Annotated in this window: 16 protein-coding genes; 5 read left to right on the top strand and 11 right to left on the bottom strand. The window is 41.1% G+C overall.

The window, feature by feature from the left end; translation table 11 throughout:
• Positions 1–39 precede the first annotated feature (39 nt).
• On the bottom strand, positions 40–3,117 hold the full coding sequence (locus tag ES754_RS09470) for an insulinase family protein (protein WP_147223955.1): 3,078 nt from the start codon (positions 3,115–3,117) through the stop codon (positions 40–42).
• Positions 3,118–3,444: 327 nt separating this feature from the next.
• On the opposite strand from ES754_RS09470, the gene ES754_RS09465 reads away from it, so the two are divergent.
• Positions 3,445–3,912, top strand: a complete 468-nt coding sequence (locus ES754_RS09465; protein WP_147223954.1) for a universal stress protein — start codon at positions 3,445–3,447, stop codon at positions 3,910–3,912.
• 106 nt (positions 3,913–4,018) lie between these two features.
• Here the strand turns inward: ES754_RS09465 and ES754_RS09460 are convergent, their stop codons facing one another.
• Positions 4,019–4,966 carry a LysR substrate-binding domain-containing protein gene (locus ES754_RS09460; protein ID WP_147223953.1) on the bottom strand — a complete coding sequence of 316 codons (948 nt, stop codon included), beginning with the start codon at positions 4,964–4,966 and terminating at the stop codon, positions 4,019–4,021.
• Positions 4,967–5,223: 257 nt separating this feature from the next.
• Between ES754_RS09460 and ES754_RS09455 the strand changes: the two genes are divergently transcribed.
• Positions 5,224–6,306, top strand: coding sequence for a YeiH family protein (locus ES754_RS09455; RefSeq protein WP_147223952.1), 1,083 nt, complete (start codon positions 5,224–5,226; stop codon positions 6,304–6,306).
• A gap of 265 nt (positions 6,307–6,571) precedes the next feature.
• Here ES754_RS09455 and ES754_RS09450 read toward each other — a convergent pair whose 3' ends face one another.
• The 5 genes from ES754_RS09450 to ES754_RS12095 all read right to left on the bottom strand — a co-directional run bounded on the left by ES754_RS09450 (position 6,572) and on the right by ES754_RS12095 (position 9,419).
• A complete protein-coding gene (locus tag ES754_RS09450; RefSeq protein ID WP_062533834.1) occupies positions 6,572–6,781 on the bottom strand; it encodes a cold-shock protein in 210 nt (69 codons plus the stop codon).
• A 395-nt stretch (positions 6,782–7,176) separates the two neighbouring features.
• Positions 7,177–7,599 (bottom strand): YbaN family protein, encoded by a 423-nt coding sequence (locus tag ES754_RS09445; protein ID WP_147223951.1) that lies wholly within the window; start codon positions 7,597–7,599, stop codon positions 7,177–7,179.
• A 440-nt stretch (positions 7,600–8,039) separates the two neighbouring features.
• Positions 8,040–8,435, bottom strand: a complete 396-nt coding sequence (locus ES754_RS09440; RefSeq protein ID WP_147223950.1) for a hypothetical protein — start codon at positions 8,433–8,435, stop codon at positions 8,040–8,042.
• A 446-nt stretch (positions 8,436–8,881) separates the two neighbouring features.
• Complete coding sequence (locus tag ES754_RS09435; RefSeq protein ID WP_227677830.1) at positions 8,882–9,271, bottom strand: hypothetical protein; 390 nt, start codon at positions 9,269–9,271, stop codon at positions 8,882–8,884.
• The gene (locus ES754_RS12095; protein WP_170231103.1) at positions 9,255–9,419 is read right to left on the bottom strand and encodes a hypothetical protein; all 165 of its coding nucleotides are present in this window, start codon (positions 9,417–9,419) and stop codon (positions 9,255–9,257) included. The genes ES754_RS09435 and ES754_RS12095 overlap by 17 nt, the downstream gene beginning before the upstream one ends.
• A 158-nt stretch (positions 9,420–9,577) precedes the next feature.
• Between ES754_RS12095 and ES754_RS09430 the strand changes: the two genes are divergently transcribed.
• A complete protein-coding gene (locus ES754_RS09430) occupies positions 9,578–10,339 on the top strand; it encodes a hypothetical protein (protein WP_147223948.1) in 762 nt (253 codons plus the stop codon).
• A gap of 5 nt (positions 10,340–10,344) precedes the next feature.
• Positions 10,345–10,812, top strand: coding sequence for a PIN domain-containing protein (locus ES754_RS09425; protein ID WP_147223947.1), 468 nt, complete (start codon positions 10,345–10,347; stop codon positions 10,810–10,812).
• Between the two features lie 292 nt (positions 10,813–11,104).
• On the opposite strand, the gene ES754_RS09420 is transcribed toward ES754_RS09425, so the two are convergent.
• Both ES754_RS09420 and ES754_RS09415 read right to left on the bottom strand, forming a co-directional pair.
• Complete coding sequence (locus ES754_RS09420) at positions 11,105–12,097, bottom strand: hypothetical protein (protein ID WP_147223946.1); 993 nt, start codon at positions 12,095–12,097, stop codon at positions 11,105–11,107.
• Positions 12,098–12,227: 130 nt separating this feature from the next.
• Positions 12,228–15,194, bottom strand: coding sequence for a valine--tRNA ligase (locus ES754_RS09415; RefSeq protein WP_147223945.1), 2,967 nt, complete (start codon positions 15,192–15,194; stop codon positions 12,228–12,230).
• Positions 15,195–15,492: 298 nt separating this feature from the next.
• Between ES754_RS09415 and ES754_RS09410 the strand changes: the two genes are divergently transcribed.
• Positions 15,493–16,626 carry a formate/nitrite transporter family protein gene (locus ES754_RS09410; protein ID WP_227677832.1) on the top strand — a complete coding sequence of 378 codons (1,134 nt, stop codon included), beginning with the start codon at positions 15,493–15,495 and terminating at the stop codon, positions 16,624–16,626.
• A gap of 46 nt (positions 16,627–16,672) precedes the next feature.
• On the opposite strand, the gene ES754_RS09405 is transcribed toward ES754_RS09410, so the two are convergent.
• Positions 16,673–17,152, bottom strand: a complete 480-nt coding sequence (locus tag ES754_RS09405; RefSeq protein ID WP_147223944.1) for a YbjQ family protein — start codon at positions 17,150–17,152, stop codon at positions 16,673–16,675.
• Positions 17,153–17,214: 62 nt separating this feature from the next.
• Complete coding sequence (locus ES754_RS09400; RefSeq protein WP_227678000.1) at positions 17,215–17,676, bottom strand: YbjQ family protein; 462 nt, start codon at positions 17,674–17,676, stop codon at positions 17,215–17,217.
• Between the last annotated feature and the right edge of the window lie 11 nt (positions 17,677–17,687).

Raw genomic sequence — 17,687 nt, 5'->3', positions numbered from 1 at the left:
CAATGCTAATTATTTAAGTTGTTTCAATAAAGCTTAAACTTAGCTTTTCACTTTACACACTGTAAAGCCTAAGTTTTTAACGTTCTCTTCTTTATCATACGGCGCGAGTACTGCCCGTACATGCTTCTGACCTTGCAAGTACTGCTTGGCTACGCGCTGCAAATCAGGAACCGTCACTTCTAAAATTTCCGCGCGCATTTTACGTTGCCAATCTATGCCACGATGATGCAGATCGGCAAAGCACGCTTTGACTGCCTCGCCTGCTGGAGAGCCTGGTTTGTCCATCCCTGAGATGATACCCAAGATAGCTTCCTCTAGCTGCTCAGCCGTTTGTGGTTCATTTAATAGCCATTCAATGCTGGCATCAAAATGGGCATAAGTCTCGGCACAATGCGGATCGCGGTAACTGAAGAATTTAAAGGCGCAGGCATTGGCATCGTAGCCTGCTCCACCACCATACGCTCCGCCACGCTCACGAATCGCACTATGCAAGTAGCCATTACGTAAATAAGGCGCTAACACCATCAATGCTGCCGTGTCAGGATGGTCAGCAGCGGGTACGGTGTAAGCACTGGCATTATGATAAACGTTGGTCGCAACCAACCATGCCAAATCTTTAAAGTCGTCTTCAACGTTAACCGGCACACTACCTTCAATAACTTTAGCCGTATTCTGTTCACCGTCTAAGGCAGGATTTAGAGTTAAGTTAGCAAACTCGCTTGGGACATTACTCTCAGTATTAATATCTTTTTCTGCTAACTCTTCTGCACGACTGTCTTTCCAGCTGTTCACAATCAAGTCACTCAAGCGTTCCGTTTGCTCAGCCTCACAAATAATAAGGGTATGCTTAGGTAAGCTGATAATGCGTTGATGTAAAGCCATCAAACTGGTTGCCAATTGATCCCAGAGGGCATCATCCGCTGAGGCGTGCGTTAAGAAGTCTTTGAGGGCATTCAGCGCTGGCAAACCACTACGCACATATTCTAACTGCGACTGGCGGCTCATACCGCGACTGGCGGTTTGCATCGCATAAGCATGACCTGAGCCTGCAAGATTGGACTGCCATCCCGACTGACGCTGCTGCAAGATTTCTTTGATACGGGCGTGTTCCGTAAAGACGCTGTGCTCCATCACTTCTTTGACCAAATCAATGGCTTCAGGCTTACGATTGAGCGCGCGCGTTGCCATCACAAAATAGCTGCTTATCGATTGGCTATCATCAATATTCGTGCGTTGGCTAACCCGTGCGGTCACCCCTGATGAATGCGCAGCCTGCTTGGCTTGCAGCTGGTAGGCATCCATTGAATCCGTACCCAATTCTGATAATAAGCTTAAATAAATTGGCAATAGCGGATGATTAATCACCTCATTGGCTGGTAGATCACTTGAGCTTGTATCACCAATTGCATCCGTTAACGGGACAATAACTTGATAATAATATAAGCCATTAGTGCCCGCTTCATATTCAAACAAAGTACTTTCTTTGCCACTTAACTGTACTTGTTTTTGCGTACCTTGCTTAAAGCTGATATCAGTCGGCACATCTTCTAAGCCAACTTTTGGTAATAAGCTTAAATCATCAGGGGCAGCTTGGCGCGCTGCCAAATCTAGTGCTTGTTGTTTTAAAATACCTTTATCATGGACGGTGAGATCCATTGCAATCGTATCAAGGCGCGTCTGTTCAGCGGCGGCAATGCGGGCTGATTTTTCGCTATCGGGGGTGAGTGTTAACCGTACACGGTGCTGATTCTCGAGCAGATGATGCTTAATTAAATTAGGCAACCATTGCTCATCTTTTACCTGTTCACGGAGCCATAATAAATGTTCATCAACTTCCCAAATATCAATTGGATTGCCATCATGAATCGCGGTACTAAAACCTTCTAACATTAAGTTAAGACCGTAAGGCATACTATCGCCACCAATATGACGTTGATCCACTTCGATTTGATGCAAAATCGTTTCGATCGTTTCTTCATTTATTGGTTGGCTTGCAACTTGAGCCAATAAATCCATAATACCTTGTTCAACGGCTTCAGCATGTTCAGGATTTGAGCCGCGCAGACCGGTATAAAACACCATCTCATAGTGGCTGTCATCGAGTCCCAATAATGGGCTTGGCGCTTTGCCTAGCGGATGGCTGTCTAAATACGCGCGTAATGGCGAGCCAGCATGTTCAATTAATACGCCTTCAAGTAGACGCAGTGCCAAGCGTTGTTTTGGATCGGTAATCGTTGGCAATAACCAAGCAACGACGTGATGAGTTTGATCCGGACCTTCTTCATCAGCAGTATAAGTATCCGTTGCACTAATAGGCGCGGCAAGGCGCACCTCAGGACGCGAGACGTGTTTTTTGCCCGTTTCAAACTGTATCAGTGCATCGTCATGGATTTTTGCTTGGATTTCAGCGACTGGAATATTACCAAAGCTCATAATCACACTGTTCGATGGATGGTAATGGCTTTGATGGAATTCAACCAGTTCCGTATGGGTCAAATCTGGAATGTCGGCAGGATCGCCACCTGAATTATAATGATAAGTAGTGGTCGGAAATAAATGATGGGCAACCGCATGATATAGCTGATCAATCTCACCGCTCATCGCGCCTTTCATCTCATTAAACACGATGCCTTTAAACTGCGGCTTATCGTCAGTATCTAACTCAACCCGAATGCCTTCTTGGGCAAAATCGAGCGGATGAATATTCGGAAAGAATGATGCGTCAAGATAAACGGCCAATAAATTAAAGTAGTCATTTTTATTTTGGGTGGCATACGGATATGCTGTCCAATCGGCAGCAGTCATCGCATTCATAAAGGTATTAAGCGAACGCTTAATCATCGAAAAGAACGGATCCCGTACCGGAAACTTCTTAGAGCCACATAAGGCAACATGCTCTAAGATATGCGCCTCACCCTTTGAATCCATTGGTTGGGTGCGAAAGCCCACCAAAAAGGCATTTTCATCACTGGCGTGTGCCAAGTGATAATGCATTGCGCCCGTTTGCACATGCTGACTGATGAGCACATCCATGGATAAGGCTTCAATATGGCGATGTTCAATGAGCTCAAAGGCAGGATGCAGGGTTAAATCAGCGGTAAATAGCGTGTCAGTCATAATTATCCTTATAATTCACCCTTAGTATCGGGGTAAACAACAGTTAAATATTAAAATGGGACTCAAAGCGTTTTTATATCAAATTCACTTAAGTTTTTATATGAATTGCTTTTATATAAAAGCATTTTGAGTAGTCTTGGTCTTTATCGCCAGTCTTTGTAATCGTGGGTAATCTTCATATTTAATAGCAAGTTCGATTTCTGAAAAAGAGCATCTAAAAGGAATTTACCTAACGAGAATAGATGGGGCTTTTATGTTGAGAAGTCAAGGTAGTGGTTAAAGATAAGAAGTGTTATAGTTAGACTATCTGCTACGAGGATTACGCTCATGATTTACCAACATGTTTTATTAGTGACGGACTTATTATCCGACGCCGATATAGTCGCTCAAAAAGCCAAACATATCGTCTCGAACCGCCCTGAGTCTAAATTATCGGTATTACATATTGTCAAAGATACGATGGTCGGCTTTGGCTATGAGTTGGTGCCTGCGTCCAGCTTGTATGATGAGATTGATGATGAACGCTGCCAAGAAGCACGTGCAAAGCTGGCACAGTTTTTGGAACGTAATGAATTAAATGTGGTAAATTCTGAGGTGACTACCGCTATCTCTAATAGTGAAGGTATCGTCAATTATTGTGAAAAAAACAATGTTGACTTACTAGTGATTGGACGTCATGAGCGCCACGGTATTGCAGCTTGGCTGAGCGGTGCTACTGCGGATAATATCTTACCCAACGTACCCTGTGACAGTCTCGTCGTTAGACTCGATAAACCCGTGTCAAAAAACAGTTAGTTTTTTTACTTATTTAAAACTGATAAAAAGCGCTCTGTATATTTTCATTACAGAGCGCTTTTTTGATGCGACTAATGCAGGTTATTTTTTAATGCGACTTTTAAACTTAACTTTCTTGAATAATATCAATAAAGGTTTGCCAAATTGGGCTTTGATGGCGCGCTTTATGCCACACCAGCCACCAGGTACGCGACAAATCAATTCCCGCTACTTTTACCTGTACCAAGCTCCTTGTTGCCAGTTCTGCCTGAATAACATGTTGCGATAGACAACCTAGCCCAATGTCGGCGCTGACCATATTTTTGATGGCCTCTGACTGTTGAATAGCCATAATAACCTCGGCATCAGGCATATGCTGTAGTAATTGTTCATCAATAATTTGCCTTGTACCCGAACCGGCCTCACGTACTAACAACGGTAGGGTTGCCAACTGCGCTGTGGTTAACCGATAGCAATTCTCCTCTTCGTTATAATCAGCCAAACCCACCAACCATTTACTATCACACTTCGCAAATACCATCAAGGTATCCGTCCGCCACGCTCGCTGTTCAATGACTTTCATATCTATCGGGCGCGGCATGCCCTCCACTAGCGCAATATCAATATTCAGTTGCTCAACCTCCATTACCACCTCTTGGGTATTGGCGATATACATATCAACATTTACCCCAATAATGCCGTCAGGGAGCTTGTCATACAACTTAGCCAGCAGCGGTGGCAACACATAATTGCCAATGGTCGTACTGGCACCAATATGTATCTGCCCTGCTTGATTCTTATGATAATGCTCAAGCGCTAATGACTGCCCCAAGATTGCTTGCGCCTGCACGTAGACAGGATGCGCATTAGGGTGATGGTTCAGCCTGCGCCCAATCCTTTCAAACAGTAGCATTTGCAGGCGCGACTCAAGCTCCGTAAGTGCACTACTAACCGCTGATTGTGATAAATGCAGCTGTTCACTCGCACGACTGGTGCTTCCCGTTTGATAAATACTGACAAATACCGCCAGCTGTTTCAGAGTAATCTTGGGTAGGTTCTGGACGGCTTTTTTCATTATCTATGTGGCTTCCTCTTTTCTGTTCGTGTGCAATATCAAACTTTAAAGTACACATTAACCTAAAAAACCGATAGTTTATATCTTATCAATCTGTTTTTATTATAGAATAGCTTGCTTTATAATGTCTAATCATAAGCTTATGCTGATTTGGATTAAAAAAAAGGCATGAGTTGTCAGCCATTGCTTCTTTTAGTGCGGCAACCTCAAGCATAAGCAACTAATAATAAATAGACGCATCAATAGGATCGTGAGTCATGAATGCCTTTACCCAATCAGTCGCCAGTTATATCCCGCGCGCGCGCCACCTTACCGGACTTATCGTCGTATTTATCGGAAGCTTATTTTGTTTATGGCTAAATAGCAGTTTAGATATCTGGTCGAATGGGCGTATCGTTGGGCTGTCCTCATTAACGCTAGCTATTTTAATTGGTATGGTACTCGGCAATACAATTTATCCAAAATTTTCTGAGCCTTTAGGGGATGGGGTTGACTTCGCTAAAGGTCAAATTTTACGCTTAGCCATTATGTTCTACGGCTTTAAATTGACATTAACGGAAGTTGCCAGTGTCGGCCTGCCTGCAGTTATGAGTGATGCTCTAGTATTAACCTCGACGTTTTTATTAACCTATTGGCTGGGCACTAAATGGCTGAAAGTTGATAAACAAACGACTATTTTGATTGGCTCAGGGGCAAGTATTTGCGGTGCAGCAGCGGTTATAGCGGCTGACCCAATCGTCAAAGCGGAAGCGCATAAAGTCACTATTGCAGTGGCAACTGTCGTGGTATTCGGTACGATATCTATGATACTTTATCCCTTCTTATATCATCTGGGCTGGCTGCAACCGTGGCTGAGTGCGCAGGACTATGGCATCTATACAGGCTCAACCATTCACGAAGTCGCGCAAGTGGTGGTCGCTGGTAATACTATTAGTCCTGAGGTGGGTGATACCGCAGTAGTTACTAAAATGATTCGAGTGATGATGCTCGCGCCCTTCTTATTAGTGTTATCGTTTGCTTTGACCAAAGGCGATAGCGAGAACGGTGAGAAACCATCATTCATGAATCGAGTTCAACAAGTTAAAGTACCTTGGTTTGCCTTTATATTTATTCTCATCGTAGTACTACACACGTGGCTGACAATGTCTGAGGGTTTTGAGCAGACTATGATTATGATAGACGATGTTTTATTGACCATGGCCATGTTCGCTTTAGGTTTAACCACCCACCTAAGCGCGATCAAACAAGCTGGAGTAAAACCACTCATCTTAGGTGCAATTATGTTTGGTTGGCTCATCATTGGTGGCGGTCTTATTAATATCGGGATTAGTTTTATTTAATCTGTGTGCGTTCAATCTTTTCATTAGTACCTCTCAAGAAAACGCCTACGTCTATCTCGATGATAACGTAGGCGTTTTGGATTAAGAATTGATTATTTTTAAAAGCTTATATTAGGTTTTAAAACCCTGTTTTGAATTATTTATTTAACAACATATTCTAAACCAAAAACGGCAGACGAAAAAAAACGAACCCGAAGGTTCGTTCTTTATTCATCGTATTGTTATTGTTTACTTGTTAAAGTAAGTGATAACAATGATGTACTAATTAGATAGCAACGATGTTATGAGCTTGTGGACCTTTTTGACCTTGAGTTACAGTGAACTCAACTTCTTGGCCTTCAGCTAAAGTTTTGAAGCCTGAACCAGTGATTTCGCTGTAATGAGCAAAAACGTCTGCGCCGCTTTCTGGAGCGATAAAACCAAAGCCTTTAGCTTCGTTAAACCACTTAACTGTACCTTTCATAGTATCTGACATATTGATAATCCTAATTTTCTAATTTATTAATGGTCTAATGACCGGCAACGCTTGCAAATAGCTACTGAACGATAAATATTAAAACGAAGGATTATAATAATACTACGAGGTAATGATTTGGTGCAGAACTGCTCTTAAGCTTGGGTGTATTATAAGTGGCCTATTGCACTATCGCAAGCTTTATCTAACATTTAGCGTAACTAGATACAAATATAGTGCTAATTGCTTGTTTTTTAAGCGTTTGTTCTTGTTTTTATCCAATAATCTATAATAGCACTCAATGCGTAGGGAACGAATAAGTATTAATTCTTTCATTAATTAGCCTTTATCATTAAGCATTTATGATTAAGCACTGGATACTTATTCTTAACTATTGAGCCTTCGTTTGCCAGACATTAAGCATTAGGCAAGCGAAATAAAACCACTACCGCTGCACTACATAGTGCGGCCACTACCCACGCTGCCCACAACGTATCAGCTGGTAGCCGATAGAATAACATACTGGTCGATAGGGTCATCATCACCATCGCTAGCCATTTAGCATAACGCGGCACCGCATGACGATCTTCCCAATCCCGTACAAACTTACCAAAAAACCGATGATTAATCAGCCAAAAATGAAAACGCCGTGAACTTCGTGCCCAGCATCCTGCCGCAAGCAAAATAAAAGGTGCCGTTGGCATCACTGGTAACACTGCGCCAATAATTCCCAGTGTAAAAAACAACCATCCTAAAATTAGAAACGTCCAGCGCACTGTAGGATTAGTCGATTGGTTGGTCTTAGGACGATAGTAAAAAGCGTTTTTCTTGTCAATCATGAGGTGATGTCATTATCTGTAGATAAAAGCTAAGTAACGAGCGTTACCTATATAGAAGGCTAATCATGCAATAAGCAATAAATAGGTACAAGATGAGTTTTGCGTCTTTGTTTCATTATCCTTAACGCTATGAGCACTTTGATTACACGAGATAATTATAGGAAATCGTTAAAAAAACAACTCAAATAGTCTAAACAATTTAGAGGCCAATCAGACTGAATGGGTCAAATAAGCTGCTATAAAAGGCAATGCTTTTAAGATCCCAGTCGATAACCGCTATACCCTACTAGAAGTGCTTGATCCTTTATATGCTAAATAAAGAGTATATTGATTCAGAGCAAATTTATTGTTTGATAAATTTAAGTGTATAAAAAACCGCTCACAGTCTAGGCTATAAGCGGTTTTTGCTTACGGTATAAAGCACTTTCGATTGACCTGCTTTAAACCAGTATCAATGCCAGTATTGGAAATATCAAAAAATAACCGAAGACAGCTAAAATAGCGTACGCAGTCTTAATGCCTTTACCATTAATCTTCATTCTAGCTAACGTATCGCCAAGTTTTAAAATCGAGATGGTATAAAAGTAAAATGCAAATAAGAGAAGAACTGTCCTAATAGCAAATATCGCAACAGAAGAAACGACACCAAAAAATACAACAGTCCCAGGGAATAAAATTTCACCTTTAATAATTAAAACCAGTAGAACGACCGCCACACCTGACGCAGAGGCATGAAAAAAGATAATATCGTGCAGCGTGGCATCCGCTTTATAGAAGCTATGCTCAATATTGAGCTTATCACTAGTCAGTGCTCTTGGAACAGTCTCTCTATCCATGATTAATTTATGACCCTTTATATTACTCCTAGTAATAAGAAATATAAAAAACGTCAGGGCGACCCAAAAGACTACATGTATATTTACGATAATAATTACTCCTAAATCTATGGAAACATGATTTAAAAATATTTTGTGTACCAATAAATTAAAACATAATACTTTTTCTGTCTAATCTCAACTTCTGTAATAGTCAACTTTCTTATACTTATATTACCAGTCATATAATTTTGATTTGTAAGAAATTACTCTAATCTACCACTTTATTGTAGCGGCTTTGGCCATACTGGACATGCTGCTACTGTATCTAATGATTTTTTGCACTTAATATTTAGTTTTTGGCATAAAAAAACCGCTTACAATCTAGGCCAGAGCGGTTTTTTATTATAAATCTAAAAACTGAAACGTAAACACTCAAGGTAACTTATAGGCTATTAACACCTTCGCTATCGTGAATCACTGCCCCAGTACTTCGCAATCGCTTTAGGGAAGCAATAGTCTTTTGGCATGACGGTAATGGCGATTGGTACTAATATGGATTTGGTCACGCCGCCGATACTCTCACATGTCGTATCTGTCGGAACATTATAATAAATAATTCGTAAGGTATTCTCAGGACACAAGTCTGAGCACTGAAACGATTTGATCACCTCAGTACCATGATGATAGCCAATGACCCATTGTTGGTCGCCTTCTGCTGGTGCCGGCTCTATTTGTTCAGCAGCTCGAATGAGATCAGCGTCTGTCATGGTATCTTCATTGGTGGGTGGACTGACGCAAGCATTTAAGCCAATAAATAGCATACTTATAATAAAGACTTTAATGTTTGCAGTCATGGGCATCGTGTCCATTGTTATTTAACGCGAAGCAGCTGATACTCATCTCAATCGGACTTTGACGAGTAAATTTTAAGGTTATTGGCGAAGTCTCATCAATGTCGAGATTGCTTAGTGGTAGGCGTTGTCCGATAGCAAGTTGGTTCATGATGTTCCTTAATGTGTCTTGCTCGATGAACGAATATTCTATGCATAATGCATAATTTTACCTACTAGGCAGTATTTTTTGATAATATAGATACACTTATATATTGGTACGCATTTATACCAGTATAAACCTATTTCGCTTAATAACAGGAGGGCGATATGACTGATAAATCGACATTCGTCCTAAAGTTATCTGGTATAGATCTTAGCGATGTTACAGCAGGTGATATGGCGCGTATGCTATCCGACTTCTGTAAACTATTGGGTAACGATGAGCTATATTTAGACAGTATTTACTCAGGTTCTGCTGTCACGAAAATATATACAGATAGAGATCTTTATATACCAAAGCTCGAGAAACTAAATAAAAATATTGCAAATAATCATTCAGCCCTAAATGGCATACAATCTGTCATACGTCGTTACGCAAAAAACTTTTCTCAAATCGAGGCTAATATTTTAGCGAGCAGAACAGCAGTTAATGATGATGAACTTGAACAGGTTTATAACATTGATTATCAAAAAGCTATATCGCATACTTTTGAACAGAATGAGACATTTATTGGTAAATTGCTAAAACCAGCACAAGGTAACGATGAAACTGATCATTTTACGATTCTATTAGCAAATGAAAATAAAATTTCTGTAGAACTAGATAAAAACTTATCTTTTCAGATTGCTCCATTTTTGGAAGCGTTATGGCGACATGAAAGTTTAATAGAGTTTTCAGGTATCGCGAAGTACGAATATCAAGATAATTATCAGGTGAAACTAAATGGTTTTAATGCATTATCTTTTAGAGTAATTCCAAATACTACAACAGCAAACTTATGGATGAAAGAGTTTATAGCTATGGGTGAGAGTGGTTGGCAAAAAGAGGAAGAGCCTATCAGAATTTGGCTTGAGGAACGTCATTTATGATTATTATGGCAGATGCTAATTTACTCATTAATCTAGTTGAAAATAAAAGAGACTATCGAATATTTTCTCAATATTTTGAAAAGCATACCTCAGTTTTAGCTTTACCTACCCCTGCTATTACAGAGTTTTTAGTAATGGATGATAACTACCAACGTTCAGACTTTTTAACAATCTCCAATAACTTCTGTCGAACTTTTAATTTTGATATAAAGTCAGCTCGAGTAGCTGCTAGAATATTTAGTGACTTATTAAAAGATGGATTTTTTAAGCAAAATAAAGATAATAGACAAAAGGTGAAAGTTGATATACAAATTATAGGTATGACTTTAGCCAACCAAATACCTAAGATATTCACAGGTGATAAAGAAATCAATGACATTATTACTCTTTTAAAACTGCCAATAGAAGTCGTTAATATTGAAAGAGATAATGAATTTTTTGGTTTACCTCTTTTTCAAGATTTAGACGCTTAGTACATACCTTATTTCTTAAATTCTCACTAAGCTGACTTTTAATGTATAAAAAAATCATCTAAATCCAACCAACGCTAAGACAATTACCACTAGCCCTACTCAGTCAAGTTATTTTGTTACCTACACGACAAGAAATAAGTTCGCCTCATAAAATCTAAGAACCTTTCCTTATAACATCATATAAATATTTAATTACATTCAATTTGTATATGTGAATTTAAATTTAATTTAGACTTCATAACTAACATTAAACTAACTTGAATAGTAAGAGCTGTCTAACAATGAGTTGCGCTCAACCCAACAAAGAACTAGCCGCCACCTCTCCTCTTAAATCATATACCAACACACTTATCCTTTTTGATAATTGCTGCTCTATCTCCGTATAAGCCTCTTTTTTAAACAAAGCCTTCGACTTCCTAGCAGCCTTAATATAAGCACTGTTTTTATATAGAATCTCAGTAAGCTCTTTATTGATAACAGCTATCTTATTAAGGTAAGACTCCAATTTATGATTGCTAGCAGTAAGAGATACGGTTATATCTTCTAGTTTTTGCGAATTATCTAAGATAGATTTTATATTCTCTATTATCAACTTGTCTTGTCCTTCAAAGGTTCTGTTATTAGCGCGAGATTGCAATGCAGAGAGGGTAACTATAGGTATCATTAGCATGACGATACTCATCAAGTAAGTCAGGAGTGTTGTACCCGCACCGCCCAAGGCTAGTATTAAGAACCAAATGACCAATATCGTTAGTAGCCCTGCCATAATGATGTGAAATATCGAGATAGACGGCAGCCACTCCCTCAATCTATCTATTTTAGTAAAGCCAAGACTATCGATCATCTCGACTTCAATATCTATCTTGTCGGTAGACTTTATTTCTTCTATTAATATTCTTATATTTTCAGTATATTCTACTAAGCGGCTGCTCGTTTTGAGCTCTTTTATAATAAGTGAGATATTAACTTCTAGCTTCGCAATGCTGGCGTTGACCTGCTCTTGTAATTCAGTAACTTTATTAAAGATAAAGCTGTATTGCTCATAGGTATTATCATAGGAGCTTCTGCTTTTTATTGACTGTTCATGACTACCACAAGTCAATAACAACAGAACCGTGCTTTTAAACTGGCTTTCATAATGCTCTTCTCTAGCGAAGGATATATTAGAGTAAGTTTTTAACTGTCTATACTTTGGAGCGTCTTGTTGTGTTTTTCGATATAAGAAAAATATAGGAATAGCCAGTAGCAAAACTACAATCATAAGCTTAAAAAAGATGTTATCCATAAGCGTATTCCAGTTTTAATAAATTTATAAATAACGTTTATAGGTCACTACTAAAAAACATGGCTTATGATAACGCTCATCATAAGCCATGTTTTTATAGATAGTTAGTAATGCTTACCGCTTTACCCTGTTACAGCGCTTTTAACTGATCCATCTGCGCTGTCATTGCGGTCAACTGCCCTTCTAACTCAGTCAGTTTTGCTTTTTCAGCCTCTACTACTTCCGCAGGCGCTTTACTAACAAAGCCTTCATTGCCTAATTTACGGGCGATACCTTCGGCTTGTTTTTGTAGCTTCTCATGGGCTTTACCCAAACGAGTTAATTCAGCAGTCGGATCAATGAGCCCTTTCATCGGGACGAGTACGCGCAGCTGTCCAATCATACTTGATGACGATAATGGCACTTCATCGCCTTCTTTTAGCATGGTTAAGCTTTCAACTTTCGCCAGTGCCTTAAACTGATTGGCGATACGCGCTAGGCGCTCGTCTTCCGCTAATGAGATATTTTGTAGCAATACCGGTAGACGTACCGCGTTGCCCAGTTTCATCTCACCACGAATATTACGGACGCTAGCAATCAGCTGTTGTAACCATGCCATGTCGGCTTCGACTTGCGCATTAATTTGCGTATTGTCTGTTTGTGGGTAGCTCGCGATAACGATGCTAGCAGTCTCTTTACGGTCTAATAGCGGCGCGATAGTTTGCCAAATTTGTTCCGTTAGATACGGCATAATTGGATGGGTGAAGCGTAGCGCTGTTTCGAGGACATGCAGCAATACATAGCGAATTTGCGCTTTACGCGCGTCCGTCACCGAATCATCATTAAGGCTTGCTTTGGCAAGCTCAACGTACCAATCACAGTATTCATTCCAGATAAACTCATAAATATCATGGCTGACCATATCCAGACGATACTGGGTAAAATGCTGATGAATATTGGCAATCGTAGAGTTCAAACGGCTGATAATCCAGCGCTCAGGTAATTCCCAAACGTCAGGCTGCGCGGTTTGATCAATAGGTTTAGCAGTACCTTCGCTATCAACACAGTTCATCAATACAAAACGGCTGGCATTCCATATTTTATTACAGAAGTTACGATAACCCTCAACTCGTTTGAGATCAAAGTTGATATCGCGACCCGTGCTGGCTAATGAGGTAAAAGTAAAGCGTAGCGCATCAGTACCGAAAGCTGGAATGCCTTCAGGAAACTCTTTACGAGTTTGCTTTTCAATTTTCGCCGCGTCTTTGGGGTTCATCATATTGCTAGTACGTTTGGTCACTAGGGTCTCAAGGTCGATACCATCGATGATGTCGATAGGATCTAAAACATTACCTTTTGACTTAGACATTTTTTGTCCAAAGCTATCACGTACTAAACCATGCACATAAACCGTTTTGAATGGGACTTGCGGCGTGCCATCTTCATTTTTGACAAAGTGCATGGTCATCATGATCATGCGTGCTACCCAAAAGAAGATAATGTCAAAACCGGTGACTAAGACGCTGGTTGGATGGAAGGTTTCCATCACGCGCGGATCAGCATTAACGTCCGCCCAGTCTAGGGTACTAAATGTCCACAGACCAGAGCTAAACCACGTATCGAGCACGTCATCATCTTGGCGCAATTTTACGCTATCGGCTAGGCTGTACTTACTGCGTACTTCCGCCTCGTCACGCGCCACATAGATGCTACCTTCTTCGTCATACCAAGCTGGGATACGATGCCCCCACCAGAGCTGACGGCTGATGCACCAGTCTTGTAGACCATTCATCCAGGCCATATACATATTTTTGTATTGGGCAGGAACAAATTCAATTTGACCTTCTTCTACCGCTGTAATTGCTGGCTGCGCTAGCTTCTCAACCGCTACATACCATTGATCGGTTAGCCACGGCTCAACGATTGCACCGCCACGTTCGGCACGCGGTGCTTTTAGCGCATAGTCTTCGATTTCTTGTAGCCAGTCTTCTGCTTGGGCTTGAGCAACGACTTGCTTACGAGCAGCAAAGCGTTCAACGCCAGCATAGCTAACACCTGCATGGTCGGCAGGCGTTGTTTCTAACGTTGGCTCACGCGTCTGTAAGTCAGGATAGACTTCCATCGCTGGCAAAATATGAGCATGCTCATCAAGAATGTTAATCAACGTTAAATCATGACGGCGACCCAATTCATAGTCATTGAAATCATGAGCAGGAGTGATTTTTACACAACCTGTGCCAAAGTCACTTTCGACATAATCATCAGCGACGATAGGGACGACACGGCCAGTAATCGGTAAGGTAATCGTTTTGCCAACCAAATGCGCATAACGCTCATCTTTTGGATTGACCGCAACTGCGGTATCACCCAGTAACGTTTCAGGACGAGTAGTCGCCACAACCAAATAGTTTTTCCCATCTTGGGTTTGTACATTACTATCAGTAAAGTGATAGCGGAAATGCCACAAGCTGCCTTTTTCGTCATGGTTTTCAACTTCTAAGTCTGACAATGCCGTTTGGAACTTAGGATCCCAGTTCACCAAACGCTTACCACGATAAATCAAACCATCATCGAACAAACGTACAAATACCTCTTTAACCGCATTAGATAGACCAGCATCCATGGTAAAGCGTTCGCGTGACCAATCAACTGAGCTGCCTAAACGACGGATCTGGCGAGTAATATTATCGCCCGACTCTTCTTTCCATTCCCAAACTTTATCAATAAAGTCTTCACGGCTCATATCACGACGTTTGATACCTTCAGCTTCTAGACGACGCTCAACTACCATTTGGGTAGCAATACCGGCATGATCCGTACCCGGTTGCCATAAGGTATTGTCACCATCCATGCGGTGATAACGGGTCAGCGCATCCATAATGGCATTATTAAAACCATGACCCATATGCAATGAGCCCGTGACGTTGGGCGGTGGCAAGGCGATAGAGAACGACTCTTCCTTATCAAAAGTTGGCTGAAAATAGCCGCTCTCTTCCCAGCCTTGATACATGCCCGCCTCGACTTCCGCAGGATTGTAGGCATTTTCAAGTTGGTTTAAAGCCGCTTGGATAGAGGTGGTTAAAGTACTGCAGTTATTTTGGCTATCAGGGTTATTCATAAGGCTCTCAGACTGTACAATTGAATGGATATATAGAGATGTTGATAATATGGCCGGACGCAAATATGGCTCTCGCTGAATCCATACAATTAACCAACGTAAAAAGGGTTAATAAGTTATGAAGTCGATGGATAATAAGCGCAAGACGGGCCAGCAAAAAAAGTGAATGCAATGATTTTATCTTATCTGAGCCAATTTTGTTAGCACCGGATGGGTTTTCCTTTGTCTTTAATAGAAATTTGAAGACTATATACAAGATAAACGCCGATAAATCATAACCCACAATAAGCTGGTAAAGATGCCCAAAAATAAAGATGATATGACTACTGACGCTACTCCCGAAAATCACTCAGACGCTAATAACGGTTTAAGTGATAAGACGGAATATACGCAATCGTCAGTCGACGATGATATAGATAAAAAAATCCATATCAGCGATAAAGACGATGATACTGATAATCTCGGTAATGAAGAAAGCAACGATAGCAAGAATCATACTACCGAAAATCTAGAAGATGAAGAGTTCTCCGAAGATATTAGTGACGAAGATAAAGCCTCTATTAGAGAAGTCGCCGGCGATGACAACCTTAGTGCACCCAAAAGCTATGCAAGCATTTTAGTAGAACAAGTCATCGATGCCAAAACGACTTTTAATCGCTCATTAGGCTCCTTGTTTACCAGCGCTTTTACTGCTGGGCTTGAGATTGGCTTTAGCTTATTTGTGATTTTAGCTGCTTTTGCGTTATTGAGCGAAGTACTGCCTAGCAATTATGCAATGGTGCTCGCATCGCTATTATATCCGTTAGGCTTTATTATCGTAGTCATTGGTCAATCCCTATTATTCACTGAACAGACCTCGTTGCTAAGTCTGCCTGTACTCAACGGTATTGAGCCGCTAAGGAAACTGCTACGCTTATGGGGTATCGTTATTGCAGGTAATATAGTTGGCGGTTGTCTGTTTGCAGCTTTAATGATTGGCTTGGGTATTAATATGCACCTGTTTACCGTGGCTAACATTGATGCTTATGCTCAGCATGTCTTGGATTTTGAGTGGTGGGTAATCTTTGGTAGCGCGGTATTGGCTGGCTGGATGATGGGGGTTGCTGCGTGGCTAGTAACCTCAGCACGCGATACGCTTAGTCGTATTGTGCTGGTCTCATTGATTACTGGTAGTATTGGGTTTTTGGGGTTACATCATAGTATCGTGGGTAATATCGAGGTATTCTCAGCCTTAATGTACGGCAATACCGTCAGCTTAATGAGTTACTTATGGTTTTTAATTATAGTGTTGGTAGGAAATACGATAGGCGGGGTCGTGTTTGTCGCCGTGCTTAAAAATCGCACTTTCTTATTTGATATTGCGAAAGTAAAAGAGCAAGCAGAAGAGGACGAAAAAGATAAAATAGCGCGAATGGATGCCCGCCAGCGTTAGTATTTATAGAGCACATTAATATCAATTCTGTAGGACGGATAAAGATTTATAGTGGTTTTGGGTGATCAGAATTGATCACCGCCGTGCCGTAAGCAATAGCTTCCACCATACTACCCAACTGGTTAATATTACTGACCTCAAAACGCAGACCATAGACATGATTGTAGCCTTTAGCCTGAGCTTGCGTGCGCATACGTACCAATGCCTCACGGCGGGCACGCTCTAGCAACGTCTCATAAGTAGTCAGATTTTTACCGAATAGGCTTAGCCCTTTGGCAATGACCATTTTAAAATAATCTTGCGCAATGACCACACTGCCAAGTACCAGCTCACCTTGACTACCAGCTGCAAGCGTTGGCTGATAAAAGCGCTCCGTAGATACGATAATATGATTTACAGCTTTTTCAGTTATTAGCAACTGGGCTAAATGCTGACGCTCATGACGCGAACCAAAAAACCAACCAACCACAAATAAGACAATAAGCGGCGCGTAGTTGATTAACATATGGCTAATAGAGTTATTCATAGCACGTCTCTTATTGTAAAAAGCGTAACGGTTTGAAAGTAATACTACTTGACTGCCAAGACTCAGCCAAAAGGGTTAAATCGCGGTAAATCTTCGACAGCCGTTTGAGGTTGATCCTGCTGGTTTTGGTGATCAGAGGGTGCGCTTGGCGGTTGATTTTGAAAGGGCGGGCTATTAGAGGGTTGATTATAAGGGGGCTGGTTTTGCAACCGTACAACTTTGACCGCTGTGCCATACACAAATAATTCAGCAGCACCCTGAGCGATACTAGAAGTCGAAAAGCGTAGGCCAACTACTGCATCTGCGCCCAAGGCTTCAGCTTTCACGACCATCCGATCGACCGCCTCTTTTCGCGACTCCTCTAACAGCTCGGTATAGGCGGTCAACTCACCGCCCACAATGTTCTTGAGACCGGCAAACAAGTCCTTACCGACATGCTTTGAGCGCACCGTACTACCGTAAACCACATCTAAACGCTCAGTAATCTGATAGTTGGGTAAGTGCTCAAGGTTGGAAAGTTGCACGGTCATAATAT

The sequence above is a fragment of the Psychrobacter frigidicola genome (assembly GCF_007997305.1).
Taxonomy (GTDB): Bacteria; Pseudomonadota; Gammaproteobacteria; order Pseudomonadales; family Moraxellaceae; genus Psychrobacter; species Psychrobacter frigidicola.
Note: the sequence above shows the minus strand (reverse complement) of the source record. Positions and strands in the feature narration are given on the sequence as shown.